This window comes from Lapillicoccus sp., from assembly GCF_046595215.1.
In the GTDB taxonomy this organism is placed as follows: Bacteria; Actinomycetota; Actinomycetes; order Actinomycetales; family Dermatophilaceae; genus Lapillicoccus.
In genome coordinates, this window is record NZ_JBKJPP010000098.1 from 1 (window position 1) to 10,462 (window position 10,462).

Sequence of the window (10,462 nt, forward strand, 5' to 3'; positions counted from 1 at the left end):
GGACCGGCACCAGCCCGACACTGCAATCCACATGGATGCGTCGCCGTCCGCACGGCCGACCCAGGAGTCCCCTGTTGGCTCGTCGGCGTTCAGCGGGGCGGCGGGAGGTCTGTCGCACAGCTCAGGTGAAGAAGCCTGGGGGGCTCACGACGAGCTGTTCGTCGGGCTGGGCGATCGTCAACGGCGCCGGGTCCGTGCGGCACTCTCGGTGGGCAAGGGCGGATCGATCGGGGTGAGGTCGAGGACATCATCGACCGGACTCTGGGCAGGGATCACGTTCGAGGAGTTCCTGCACCGTGGACGCGACCGTCGTCGGTCGTGAGGCCCGGCTGCAGGGGCGCGGCTGCCGGAGCCGCGTGGGGGCCAGCCCGGCTGGGTGCCTCCGCTCCTCTCGACCGGCGTTTGAGATGTGGACCGGGGGATCCAGTCCCACAGGCGAGCCCGCTCTCACTTCACCCCCGGCTCCACGGGGGCTGGGGCGGACCTCCCTGCGCCGGGGCTGCGGCCAAGGGCGTTCCTAGCGGACGAGCACCTCGGTCGAAGCCCGGCAGCGGCTCAGCGGCTGCTCCGGCCGGCGCCCCGGGACCGTGAAGGTCGGGGATCCACGGCATCGAAAACGGAGAATGTGGCGAGCAGACCGGTGAGGCGCATGAGGCGCACCACGCACCACGGCAGCGCGTGCAGGCGGAGTCGGGGGCCCAACACCTGGTGGACCTCGAGCAGCAGCCGCAGGCCGGCGGAGTCCATGAACGTCACCGCCGAGAGATCGACGAGCAGCTCACGTCCGTCGGCAGCGATGGCCGCATGGTGCAACCTCCACCGCAGGTGAGGGACGCTGACGACGTCGACCTCTCCGACGACATTCAGCGTCGCGCCGTTCCCTGTCCGTAGGGCGAGCGTGGTTTCGTTGCTGCTCATGGCTCCTCGGCTTCCCGCGCACACATCGGTAAGGACGTGCTGCCAGGGACCGGGGCAACAACAGTTAGGGATGAAACAAACAACAGGGGAGACGGTACTCCCGATTGCGCATAAATCAAGAGAACGTAGTGTCTTGTGACAAATGTACACGGAGGAGGACATTGTTGACGTGGCTGAGACTGCGACTGGCGAGCGAGCGGGCAGTCGGATCGTGAGCCGATGGCCCGGCATCCGCGACCGTTGGACACAATGACGAGGTGCCTCCCGCCCCGACCCCTCTCGACCCCACGATCGCCGCGCTGCTCAAGCGCGACGCGTCCGGACTCGTCGCCGCAGTCGTCCAGCACCACGAGAGCCGTGAGGTCCTCATGGTCGGCTGGATGAACGACGAGGCCCTCGCCCGGACGCTGACGACCGGGCGCGTGACGTTCTGGTCGCGCAGCCGGGGCGAGCTGTGGCGCAAGGGCGACACCTCCGGACACGTCCAGTGGGTGCGGCGCGTCTCGCTCGACTGCGACGGTGACGCCCTGCTCCTCGAGGTCGAGCAGGTGGGCGCCGCCTGCCACACGGGCGACCGGACCTGCTTCGACTCCCGGCCCCTCGCGGCCGTCGTCGGGGTCCCGGATGAGTGACGTCACCGCGGAGCTCGGGTGGGGCACGACCTGGCCCAGCCTCGAGGTCTTCAGCGAGCTCGCCCGTGAGCGCCGGGTCGTTCCCGTCGTGCGCCGGCTGCTCGCCGACGGGGAGACCCCGATCGGGGTCTACCGCAAGCTCGCAAAGAACGCCCCCGGCACCTTTCTTCTCGAGTCGGCCGAGCACGGAGGTGTGTGGTCGCGCTACTCGATCGTCGGCGCCCACAGCCACGCCACCTTGACCGAACAGCACGGGGAGGCGCACTGGATCGGGGAGCCGCCCGTCGGTGTCCCGACCACGGGTGACCCCATGCAGGCGCTGCGCCACACCGTCTCCGCCCTGGCCACCGAACGCATCCCCGGGCTGCCACCGCTGACAGGGGGGATGGTCGGCGCGATCACCTACGACGCGGTCCGCCGGTGGGAAAGAGTGCCGGACACCGGCCACGACGACCTCGGGCTGCCCGAGCTCGCGATGCTCCTGGCCACCGACCTCGCCGTGCTCGACCATGCCGACGGCTCACTGCTGCTCATCGCCAACGCCGTGAACTACGACGCCACCGACGAGCGCGTCGAGTGGGCCTGGGCCGACGCGGTCGAGCGGCTCGACCGGATGACGGACGAGCTCGCCGTCTCGGCCGACAGCACCGTGGCCGTCATCGCGTCCGTCGACACGCCGGTCACGAGCACCCACACCCAGGAGCAGTTCCACGACATGGTTGAGCAGTGCAAGGAGGCGATCAGGGCCGGGGAGGCCTTCCAGATCGTTGTCTCACAACGCTTCTCGCTGCCATGTGAGGCCGACGCGCTCGACGTCTACCGCGCACTGCGCGCCTCCAACCCCAGCCCGTACATGTACCTGCTGCGCCTGCCGCACCCCGACGGCACGGCATACGACGTCGTGGGGTCGAGCCCCGAGGCCCTCGTCAAGGTGACCGGTCGCCGGGCGATCACCCACCCCATCGCCGGTTCGAGGCCGCGCGGCAAGACCCCCGAGGACGACGTGCGACTGGGGGAGGAGCTCGCCGCAGACGCCAAGGAGCGGGCCGAGCACGTCATGCTCGTCGACCTCTCGCGCAACGACCTGCAGCGGGTGTGCCGACCGGGCACCGTCGACACGGTGGAGTTCATGACGGTGCGGCACTACAGCCACATCATGCACCTGGAGTCCACGGTGGTCGGCGACATCCGGCCCGGGTGCACGGCCTACGACGTCCTCGTCGCGACGTTCCCGGCGGGCACGCTCTCGGGGGCACCGAAGCCGCGGGCGATGGCGCTCATCGACGAGCTGGAGGGGACCCGGCGCGGGATCTACGGCGGGGTGGTCGGCTACCTCGACTTCGCCGGCGACCTCGACATGGCGATCGCCATCCGGACCGCCCTGGTCAAGGACGGCACCGCGTTCGTCCAGGCGGGCGCAGGCATCGTCGCCGACTCGGTGCCCCAGCTGGAATTCGAGGAGACCCAGCACAAGGCCGCGGCCGTGATCCGCGCGGTCCGGTCGGCCGCCGGGATGACACCGCCGACCGCGGGGCGACGCCGATGACCGACCGCCTCGGCAAGCGCAACACGTTCGTGCTCCTCGCCGTCCCGACGCTGCTCCTGCTGCTGCTCACCACCCGCACCTGGGTCACCGGTCGCACCGACGACCCGGTGCTCGGCCAGGCGACGGTCGCGGTGACCGGGTCGCAGGCGGCCCCGGCGGTGGTGGCGCTGGGCGCCGTGGCGCTGGCGGCCCTCGTCGCCGTGTTGACCGGCGGCCCGCGAATCCGTCGGATCTCGGCCGTCCTGCTCACCCTCGCGGCAGTGGGGGCCACCGTCCTCACCGTCCTGGTCCTCGCCGATCCCGCTGCCGCGGTAGCGCGCAAGGCGGCCGAGCAGCTCGGCCGCACGGGCGGTGTCGGTGCGGACGCGAGCCTGACCGTCTGGCCGTGGCCCGCGGCCGTCCTCGGCGCCGTCCTCAGCGTTGCCGCAGGCCTGACCGTCGTGGCCGTCGGACGGTGGGACGGGCTGTCCAGCCGTTTCGACCGGCCGGTGGTGGCAGAGACCGGGCCCAGCCGGGGGACGCGCCGCTCGACGTGGGACGACCTCAGTGAGGGCCGCGACCCGACCGCCCCCGTCGACGACGAGTAAACCTGACACAATGGCTAGATCGGTGAACGACAACCCGCGACATGTCGCGGGAGGGAGCAGGAGGAACAGTGTCTGAGTCTGCATCCGAGTCCGAGCAGAAGTTCGAGCACGGGCCCGAGGACCACGGCCACAGTTTTGCGGCATGGGTCGCCGTCGGCATCCTCCTCGTGGCCTCCCTCGTGATGTCGCTCGCCGTGGTCTTCCCGTCGGTGCTGTGGTTCGTCATCGGCGTCGTCATCGCCGTCATCGGCGTGGCCACCGGAAAGGTCCTGTCCATGGCGGGCTACGGCGCACCCAAGGCCGGCACCATGAAAGGTGCGCGAGGCGAGAAGGGCGACCACGTCGACCGCCCCGGGAAGAGCCAGGTCGGCAGCGGGACGGCCTGACCGGTCGTGCGCCACGGGGCGCTGCGTGTCAGGGGCGTCGGGCGCCACGTGGGCGGTGGTGGAAACGCGCGGGTTCCGTGGCGGTCAAGCGCGCGCCTGGTCCCTGCCCCAGGCCTATCCTCGAGCCTGTCGCGTCCCGGGGGCGCACTGACCTACTCAGAGAGGCCTCGACCCATGTCCTACGAGAACACGCCGCCGCAGCCCGACCGTCCGGAGGGTTCCCCGCAGGATGCCGGGGGCCATCAGGGGCCGCCCCCACCGCCCCCACCGCCGCCGTACGGGCAGCCGCCGGCGTACGGACAGCCGCCGGCATACGGACAGGCGCCGCCACCTCCGCCATACGGACAGGCCCCGCCACCTCCGCCATACGGACAGGCCCCGCCACCGCCGCCGTACGGACAGGCCCCGCCACCGCCGTACGGGCAGGCCCCGCAGTACGGCGCCCCGGCGCCGGGAGACACCGGCGCCCTCGCCACGTGGGCCAAACGCGCCATCGGCTGGGTCATCGACTACATCGCCGTCTACATCCCGGGCTACATCCTGTATGGCCTCGGAGCCCCCAAGGTGGACGCGACGGGAGCGGTGACCGCCCCTTCGGCTCTCTACTACCTCGGCGCCCTCTACATCATCGGGATGGCCGTCTTCAACCGCTGGTACAAGGGCGGCACGACCGGACAGACGATCGGCCGGGGCGTGGCGGGGGTGAAGCTCGTCAAGGAGGGCACGGGCCAGCCGATCGGGATGGGCATGGCGTTCATGCGGGACCTTGCGCACATCGTCGACAGCCTGATCTGTTACGTCGGATGGTTCTTCCCGCTCTGGGACGCCAAGCGCCAGACCCTAGCCGACAAGATGCTCGGCACCGTCGTCGTCACCGTCGCCACGTGATGCGACCGGTCAACTGAGCGACGGCCAGCCGAGCCATGGCGGATCGAGGGACGCTGAAACCATGCTGCTGACGCCCACGGCAGGGCCCGCACCCGCGACGACGTCGCGGGTGCGGGCCCTCGTCGGGCCGGTGCTCACCGCCGTGGCCGTCGGGGCCGTGGTGGTGCGCCTGCACGCGACCCGCGGCATCGACGTCGCCCCCATCCCGCTCTGCCCGATGCACAGCCTGACGGGGCTGTGGTGCCCCTTCTGCGGCGGCCTGCGAGGAGTTGCGGCGCTCAGCCACGGAGATCTGCCGGCCGCTATGTCGTCCAACTTGCCCCTGATGGTGCTGCTGCCCGTCATCGCCCTCTCGTGGGCGCTCTGGGCCAGCGCGGCGTGGCAGCGTCGCGAGCTGGCCCGTCACACGCTCTCCAACCGGGGCTGGCTGGCCCTCGCCGCGGTGTTCCTCGTGTTCACGGTGTGGCGCAACCTGCCCCAGCTGCCGCTCGGAGCCTGGCTCGCCCCGTGACCCGCGCCCGACCCGATCGGAACCGAGGCCTGCCTCACCCGCGGTCACGACCGACCGCCGTCGGCCCGTAAACTGGGTGGCGTGACCAGCGTCCTCGACGACATCATCGCCGGCGTTCGGGTCGACCTTGCCGAACGGCAGGCCCGGACGTCTCTCGGCGACCTCCAGCACGCCCTGGCCGACGTCCCTGCGGCGCTCGCGGCGGCCGACGCCCTGCGCGACGCCCCCGGTCTCGCTGTGATCGCCGAGGTCAAGCGCTCCAGCCCGAGCAAGGGGTCGCTCGCGACGATCGACGACCCAGCCGCCCTCGCGGCGCAGTACGTAGCAGGGGGGGCGAGCGCCGTCAGCGTCCTCACCGAGGCGCGCCGCTTCGGGGGGCGCCTGGAAGACCTCGCAGCGGTCCGCCGGGCCGTGTCGATCCCGGTGCTGCGCAAGGACTTCATGGTCACGCCTTACCAGATCACCGAGGCGCGCGCGTGGGGCGCGGACCTCATCCTGCTCATCGTCGCGGCCCTTGCCCAGGACGACCTCGTGTCGATGCGCGAGCAGGCCGAGTCGCTCGGCATGACGGCCGTCGTCGAGGTCCACGACGAGGAGGAGACGCGACGCGCCGTCGACAGCGGCGCCGTCGTCATCGGCGTCAACGCCCGCAACCTCAAGACCCTCGAGGTCGACCGGACCGTCTTCGCGCGGCTGCGCCCCCTCATCCCGGACGGCGTCGTCACCATCGCGGAGTCGGGCGTGCGCGACCTTGACGACGTGCGTGAGTATGCCGCGGCGGGAGCACGCGGCGTCCTCGTCGGCGAGGCGCTGGTCACCGGGGGGTCGCCCCGCGAGCGCGTCGCCCAGTTCGCCGCAGTCACCCCGATGGCACCGGTCACACCAGCCACACCAGTCAGAGCGTTCACATCAGTCGGTCGAGAGGTGCCGTCATGACCACAGCCGGCCGGTTCGGCGACTTCGGCGGTCGCTACGTGCCCGAGGCGCTCATCCCCGCTCTCGAGCAGCTCGACGAGGTCCGCCGCAAGGCGATGATCGACCCCGAGTTCGTGGGGGAGCTCGAGCGGCTGCACCGCACCTACACCGGACGCCCGAGCATCATCACCGAGGTGCCGCGGTTCGCGCAGCACGCCGGGGGCGCCCGGGTCATCCTCAAGCGTGAGGACCTCAACCACACGGGTTCGCACAAGATCAACAACGTCCTCGGCCAGGCACTGCTCACCAAGCGGATGGGCAAGCGCCGGGTCATCGCCGAGACGGGCGCCGGTCAGCACGGTGTGGCCACGGCCACCGCGGCCGCGCTGATGGGCCTCGACTGCGTCGTCTACATGGGCGAGGTCGACACCGAGCGGCAGGCCCTCAACGTCGCCCGGATGCGGCTCCTCGGCGCCGAGGTCGTGCCGGTCACGAACGGCAGCCGCACCCTCAAGGACGCCGTCAACGAGGCATTGCGAGACTGGGTCGCCAACGTCGAGGACACCCACTATGTCCTCGGGACCGTCACCGGTCCGCACCCTTTCCCCGAGATGGTCCGTGACTTCCACCGGGTCATCGGCGTCGAGGCGCGGGCACAGGTCCTTGACCTCGTCGGGCGCCTTCCCGACGTCGTCCTCGCCTGCGTCGGCGGCGGGTCGAACGCCATGGGCATCTTCCACCGCTTTCTCGACGACACCGGCGTGCGGCTGGTCGGCCTCGAGGCCGGCGGCAGCGGGATCTCGACGGGCAGGCACGCGTCTCGGTTCTCCTCCGGTGTGCCTGGCGTGCTCCACGGTGCCTTCACCTACGTCATGCAGGACGACGACGGTCAGACCATCGAATCCCACTCCGTCTCGGCCGGACTGGACTACCCCAGCGTCGGGCCCGAGCACTCCTTCCTGCTCGACAGCGGCCGAGCGGAGTACCGCCCGATCACCGACGACCGGGCCATGGAGGCGTTCCAGCTGCTCTGCCGCACCGAGGGCATCATCCCGGCCATCGAGTCGGCCCACGCGCTGGCCGGGGCGATCGACGTGGGCAAGGAGCTCGGGCCGGACGCCGTCCTCCTGGTCAACCTCTCCGGTCGAGGCGACAAGGACGTGCACACCGCTGCCGCCTGGTTCGGCCTGCTGGACGGACCCGACAGCGGCATGAACGCCCGTGTCGCCGAGGGCGGCGAGGATCTCGACCTCGCGGACGGGGTGCAGGCATGACCGCCGTCACCGATGTCCTTGCCCGGTGTCGGGCCGAGGGCCGCGCCGCCCTCGTCGGCTACCTCCCCGTGGGCTACCCTGACGTCCCCCGCTCGATCGAGGCCATGAGGGCGATGGTCGACGCCGGTGTCGACATCGTCGAGGTGGGCGTGCCCTACAGCGACCCGCTCATGGACGGCCCGGTCATCCAGCACGCCGCCGAGCACGCCCTTCGCGGCGGCAGCCGGGTCAGCGACGTCTTCACGGCGACCGCGGCGGTGCGGGACGCCGGTGCTCCGGCCCTGGTCATGACCTACTGGAACCTCGTGTTGCGCCGGGGGGTCGGCGCCTTCGCGGCCGACCTCGCCGCCGGGGGGGCGGCCGGCCTGATCACCCCTGACCTGATCCCCGACGAGGCCGGCGCCTGGGTCGCGGCCTCGGACGAGCACCACCTGGACCGGGTCTTCCTCGTCGCGCCGAGCTCGACCCCCGAGCGGCTCGTCACGGCGACCGCGGCCTGCCGGGGCTTCGTCTACGCCGCCTCCACGATGGGTGTCACCGGCACCCGGACCACCGTCGGGAGCGCTGCCGAGGGCCTCGTCGAGCGCACCCGAGAGGTCACCGACCTGCCCGTCTGCGTCGGCCTCGGCGTCTCCGACGGCGACCAGGCGGCCGACGTCGCGCGGTTCGCCGACGGCGTCATCGTCGGGTCGGCACTCGTGCGGGCGCTGGGCGAGGCACCCACCCACCAGGACGGCCTCCGGGCGCTGCGCTCCCTCGTGCAGGATCTCGCCGCCGGGGTCCGCGCCGTCCGGCCGCAGGCGGTGGCCCGGTGATGGGCCGCGTGCTCACCGCGGTGGTGACCGAGATCCCGAGCCCGACCACGGGGGTCTGGCACCTCGGGCCGATCCCGATCCGCGGTTATGCGATGTGCATCCTGGCCGGGATCGTCGTCGCGGTCTGGATCACCCAGCGTCGGCTGCGGGACCGTGGCGGCAAGGCCGGCCAGACGCTCGACGTGGCGGCCTGGGCCGTGCCGTTCGGCATCCTCGGTGGCCGTCTCTACCACGTCATCACCTCCCCGCAGGCCTACTTCGGCGAGGGGGGCCATCCGCTCAACGCGCTCAAGATCTGGGAGGGCGGTCTCGGCATCTGGGGCGCGGTCGCCCTGGGCCTGGTCGGGGTGTGGATCGGCTGCCGGCGCCACGGCATCAGCTTCCTCTCCTTCGTGGACGCGGCGGCACCCGGCGTCCTCGTGGCCCAGGCGATGGGGCGGTGGGGCAACTACTTCAACAACGAGATCCACGGGTCGCCGACGACGCTGCCGTGGGGCCTCAAGGTCTACGAGTGGGACCAGCAGGCAGGTCAGGCGGTGCGCGACGCGGCGGGCGAGCCCGTCGTGGCCGGGATCTTCCAGCCGACGTTCCTTTACGAGGCGATCTTCGTCCTGCTGCTCGCCCTGCTCATCGTCGTCCTCGACCGCCGGCACTCGTTCCGTCCCGGCCAGGTGTTCGCGCTCTACATCGCCGGCTACCCCGTCGGGCGGTTCGTCATCGAGCTGATGCGCACCGACGAGGCGAACCGGATCCTGGGCCTGCGGGTCAACGTCTGGGTCTCCATCCTCGTCTTCGCGCTGGGGGCGTTCCTCTACGTCCACTTCGGCCGGCGACGTGCCGAGCTGGACACCGACACCTCCGAGCCACTCGAGAAGGTGCCCACATCTCAGGATGTGGAATGAGACGTATCAGAGTGTGGGACTGCTGGACAGCCCGGCTATTCTTCGAGAGCACTGGCCGACGCCGTCCAGCTGCGCTTCCATGTCTGTCTGAGGGCGGTCCCTGCCTCATGGACGAACGAACAGGACGGTGAGACTGTGATGTCCCCTCAGCGCCCCCTCTTCTCGGCCCTCCCGGCGAATACCGGGTTGTACCGTCGCGAACTGGAGCACGACGCGTGCGGCGTCGCCATGGTGGCGACCATGCGCGGCAGCGCCGGCCACGACATCGTCGAGCACGCCCTCACCGCCCTGAGGAACCTCGACCACCGCGGCGCCACCGGCGCGGACCCGCTCACCGGGGACGGCGCGGGCATCCTTGTCCAGGTGCCGGATGGGTTCCTGCGCGAGGTCGTCGAATTCACCCTGCCGCTGGCCGGCGCGTATGCCGTGGGCCTGGCCTTCCTGCCCGTCGACGAGACCGAGCGCGCCGAGGTCGTCGCCCGGGTCGAGGCGATCGCCGCCCAGGAGTCGCTCACCGTCCTCGGCTGGCGTGACGTCCCGATCGCGGCGGACCTCGTCGGCGACGTGGCTCGGGCCTGCATGCCGCACTTCGCCCAGCTGTTCGTCTCCTCGGCCATCGGGCGCAACGTCGGCGTCGGGCTGGACCGGTTCGCCTTCCGTCTGCGCAAGCGCGCCGAGCTCGAGACCGACGTCTACTTCGCGTCGCTGTCCTCGCGCACCCTCGTCTACAAGGGGATGCTCACGACCGGCCAGCTCGAGCCGTTCTTCCCGGACCTGTCCGTCCGCAGCTTCGAGACCGAGCTCGCGCTGGTCCACTCGCGCTTCTCGACGAACACCTTCCCGTCGTGGCCGCTCGCGCACCCTTACCGTTTCATCGCCCACAACGGCGAGATCAACACCGTCAAGGGCAACCGCAACTGGATGAGCGCCCGCGAGAGCCAGCTGACCTCCGACATCATCCCCGGCGACCTCGAGCGCATCTTCCCGATCTGCAGCCCCGGCGCCTCGGACTCGGCGACCTTCGACGAGGTCCTCGAGCTGCTCCACCTCGGGGGCCGCTCGCTCCCGCACGCCGTGCTGATGATGAT

At 71.1% G+C, this 10,462-nt stretch carries 12 protein-coding genes and 1 pseudogene; 12 read left to right on the plus strand and 1 reads right to left on the minus strand.

The window, feature by feature from the left end; translation table 11 throughout:
• On the plus strand, positions 1 to 322 hold a 322-nt coding region (locus tag ACLL9L_RS07800; protein WP_411284078.1), incomplete at its 5' end, for a hypothetical protein.
• 233 nt (positions 323 to 555) lie between these two features.
• On the opposite strand, the gene ACLL9L_RS07805 is transcribed toward ACLL9L_RS07800, so the two are convergent.
• A complete protein-coding gene (locus ACLL9L_RS07805) occupies positions 556 to 918 on the minus strand; it encodes an STAS domain-containing protein (protein ID WP_411284079.1) in 363 nt (120 codons plus the stop codon).
• A gap of 257 nt (positions 919 to 1,175) precedes the next feature.
• Here ACLL9L_RS07805 and hisI point away from each other — a divergent pair, with 257 nt between their 5' ends.
• The 11 genes and pseudogenes from hisI to ACLL9L_RS07860 form a co-directional block, all read left to right on the plus strand.
• Complete coding sequence (gene hisI, locus ACLL9L_RS07810; RefSeq protein WP_411284080.1) at positions 1,176 to 1,550, plus strand: phosphoribosyl-AMP cyclohydrolase; 375 nt, start codon at positions 1,176 to 1,178, stop codon at positions 1,548 to 1,550.
• The gene (locus ACLL9L_RS07815) at positions 1,543 to 3,096 is read left to right on the plus strand and encodes an anthranilate synthase component I (RefSeq protein ID WP_411284081.1); all 1,554 of its coding nucleotides are present in this window, start codon (positions 1,543 to 1,545) and stop codon (positions 3,094 to 3,096) included. Before hisI ends, ACLL9L_RS07815 begins: the two co-directional genes overlap by 8 nt.
• Positions 3,093 to 3,683 carry a Trp biosynthesis-associated membrane protein gene (locus ACLL9L_RS07820; RefSeq protein WP_411284082.1) on the plus strand — a complete coding sequence of 197 codons (591 nt, stop codon included), beginning with the start codon at positions 3,093 to 3,095 and terminating at the stop codon, positions 3,681 to 3,683. The genes ACLL9L_RS07815 and ACLL9L_RS07820 overlap by 4 nt, the downstream gene beginning before the upstream one ends.
• Before the next feature lie 68 nt (positions 3,684 to 3,751).
• Positions 3,752 to 4,069, plus strand: a complete 318-nt coding sequence (locus ACLL9L_RS07825) for an HGxxPAAW family protein (protein WP_411284083.1) — start codon at positions 3,752 to 3,754, stop codon at positions 4,067 to 4,069.
• Positions 4,070 to 4,243: 174 nt separating this feature from the next.
• Positions 4,244 to 4,957 carry an RDD family protein gene (locus ACLL9L_RS07830; RefSeq protein ID WP_411284084.1) on the plus strand — a complete coding sequence of 238 codons (714 nt, stop codon included), beginning with the start codon at positions 4,244 to 4,246 and terminating at the stop codon, positions 4,955 to 4,957.
• Positions 4,958 to 5,018: 61 nt separating this feature from the next.
• Positions 5,019 to 5,468, plus strand: a complete 450-nt coding sequence (locus ACLL9L_RS07835; protein ID WP_411284085.1) for a DUF2752 domain-containing protein — start codon at positions 5,019 to 5,021, stop codon at positions 5,466 to 5,468.
• A gap of 81 nt (positions 5,469 to 5,549) precedes the next feature.
• A complete protein-coding gene (gene trpC, locus ACLL9L_RS07840; protein ID WP_411284086.1) occupies positions 5,550 to 6,404 on the plus strand; it encodes an indole-3-glycerol phosphate synthase TrpC in 855 nt (284 codons plus the stop codon).
• Positions 6,401 to 7,657: a tryptophan synthase subunit beta gene (gene trpB / locus ACLL9L_RS07845; RefSeq protein ID WP_411284087.1), complete on the plus strand. Its 1,257-nt coding sequence runs from the start codon at positions 6,401 to 6,403 to the stop codon at positions 7,655 to 7,657. The genes trpC and trpB overlap by 4 nt, the downstream gene beginning before the upstream one ends.
• Positions 7,654 to 8,472, plus strand: a complete 819-nt coding sequence (gene trpA, locus ACLL9L_RS07850; RefSeq protein ID WP_411284088.1) for a tryptophan synthase subunit alpha — start codon at positions 7,654 to 7,656, stop codon at positions 8,470 to 8,472. The genes trpB and trpA overlap by 4 nt, the downstream gene beginning before the upstream one ends.
• Positions 8,472 to 9,374: a prolipoprotein diacylglyceryl transferase gene (gene lgt, locus ACLL9L_RS07855; protein WP_411284089.1), complete on the plus strand. Its 903-nt coding sequence runs from the start codon at positions 8,472 to 8,474 to the stop codon at positions 9,372 to 9,374. Before trpA ends, lgt begins: the two co-directional genes overlap by 1 nt.
• 138 nt (positions 9,375 to 9,512) lie before the next feature.
• Positions 9,513 to 10,462, plus strand: a pseudogene (locus tag ACLL9L_RS07860) (glutamate synthase subunit alpha); the annotation flags it as partial.

Bases quoted from the DNA above. Each gene is read 5' to 3' on its own strand.
- ACLL9L_RS07805 (WP_411284079.1), bottom strand. From the start codon at position 918: ATGAGCAGCAACGAAACCACGCTCGCCCTACGGACAGGGAACGGCGCG.
- trpB (WP_411284087.1), top strand. From the start codon at position 6,401: ATGACCACAGCCGGCCGGTTCGGCGACTTCGGCGGTCGCTACGTGCCC.
- trpA (WP_411284088.1), top strand. From the start codon at position 7,654: ATGACCGCCGTCACCGATGTCCTTGCCCGGTGTCGGGCCGAGGGCCGC.
- lgt (WP_411284089.1), top strand. From the start codon at position 8,472: ATGGGCCGCGTGCTCACCGCGGTGGTGACCGAGATCCCGAGCCCGACC.
- ACLL9L_RS07835 (WP_411284085.1), top strand. From the start codon at position 5,019: ATGCTGCTGACGCCCACGGCAGGGCCCGCACCCGCGACGACGTCGCGG.
- ACLL9L_RS07830 (WP_411284084.1), top strand. From the start codon at position 4,244: ATGTCCTACGAGAACACGCCGCCGCAGCCCGACCGTCCGGAGGGTTCC.
- ACLL9L_RS07815 (WP_411284081.1), top strand. From the start codon at position 1,543: ATGAGTGACGTCACCGCGGAGCTCGGGTGGGGCACGACCTGGCCCAGC.
- ACLL9L_RS07820 (WP_411284082.1), top strand. From the start codon at position 3,093: ATGACCGACCGCCTCGGCAAGCGCAACACGTTCGTGCTCCTCGCCGTC.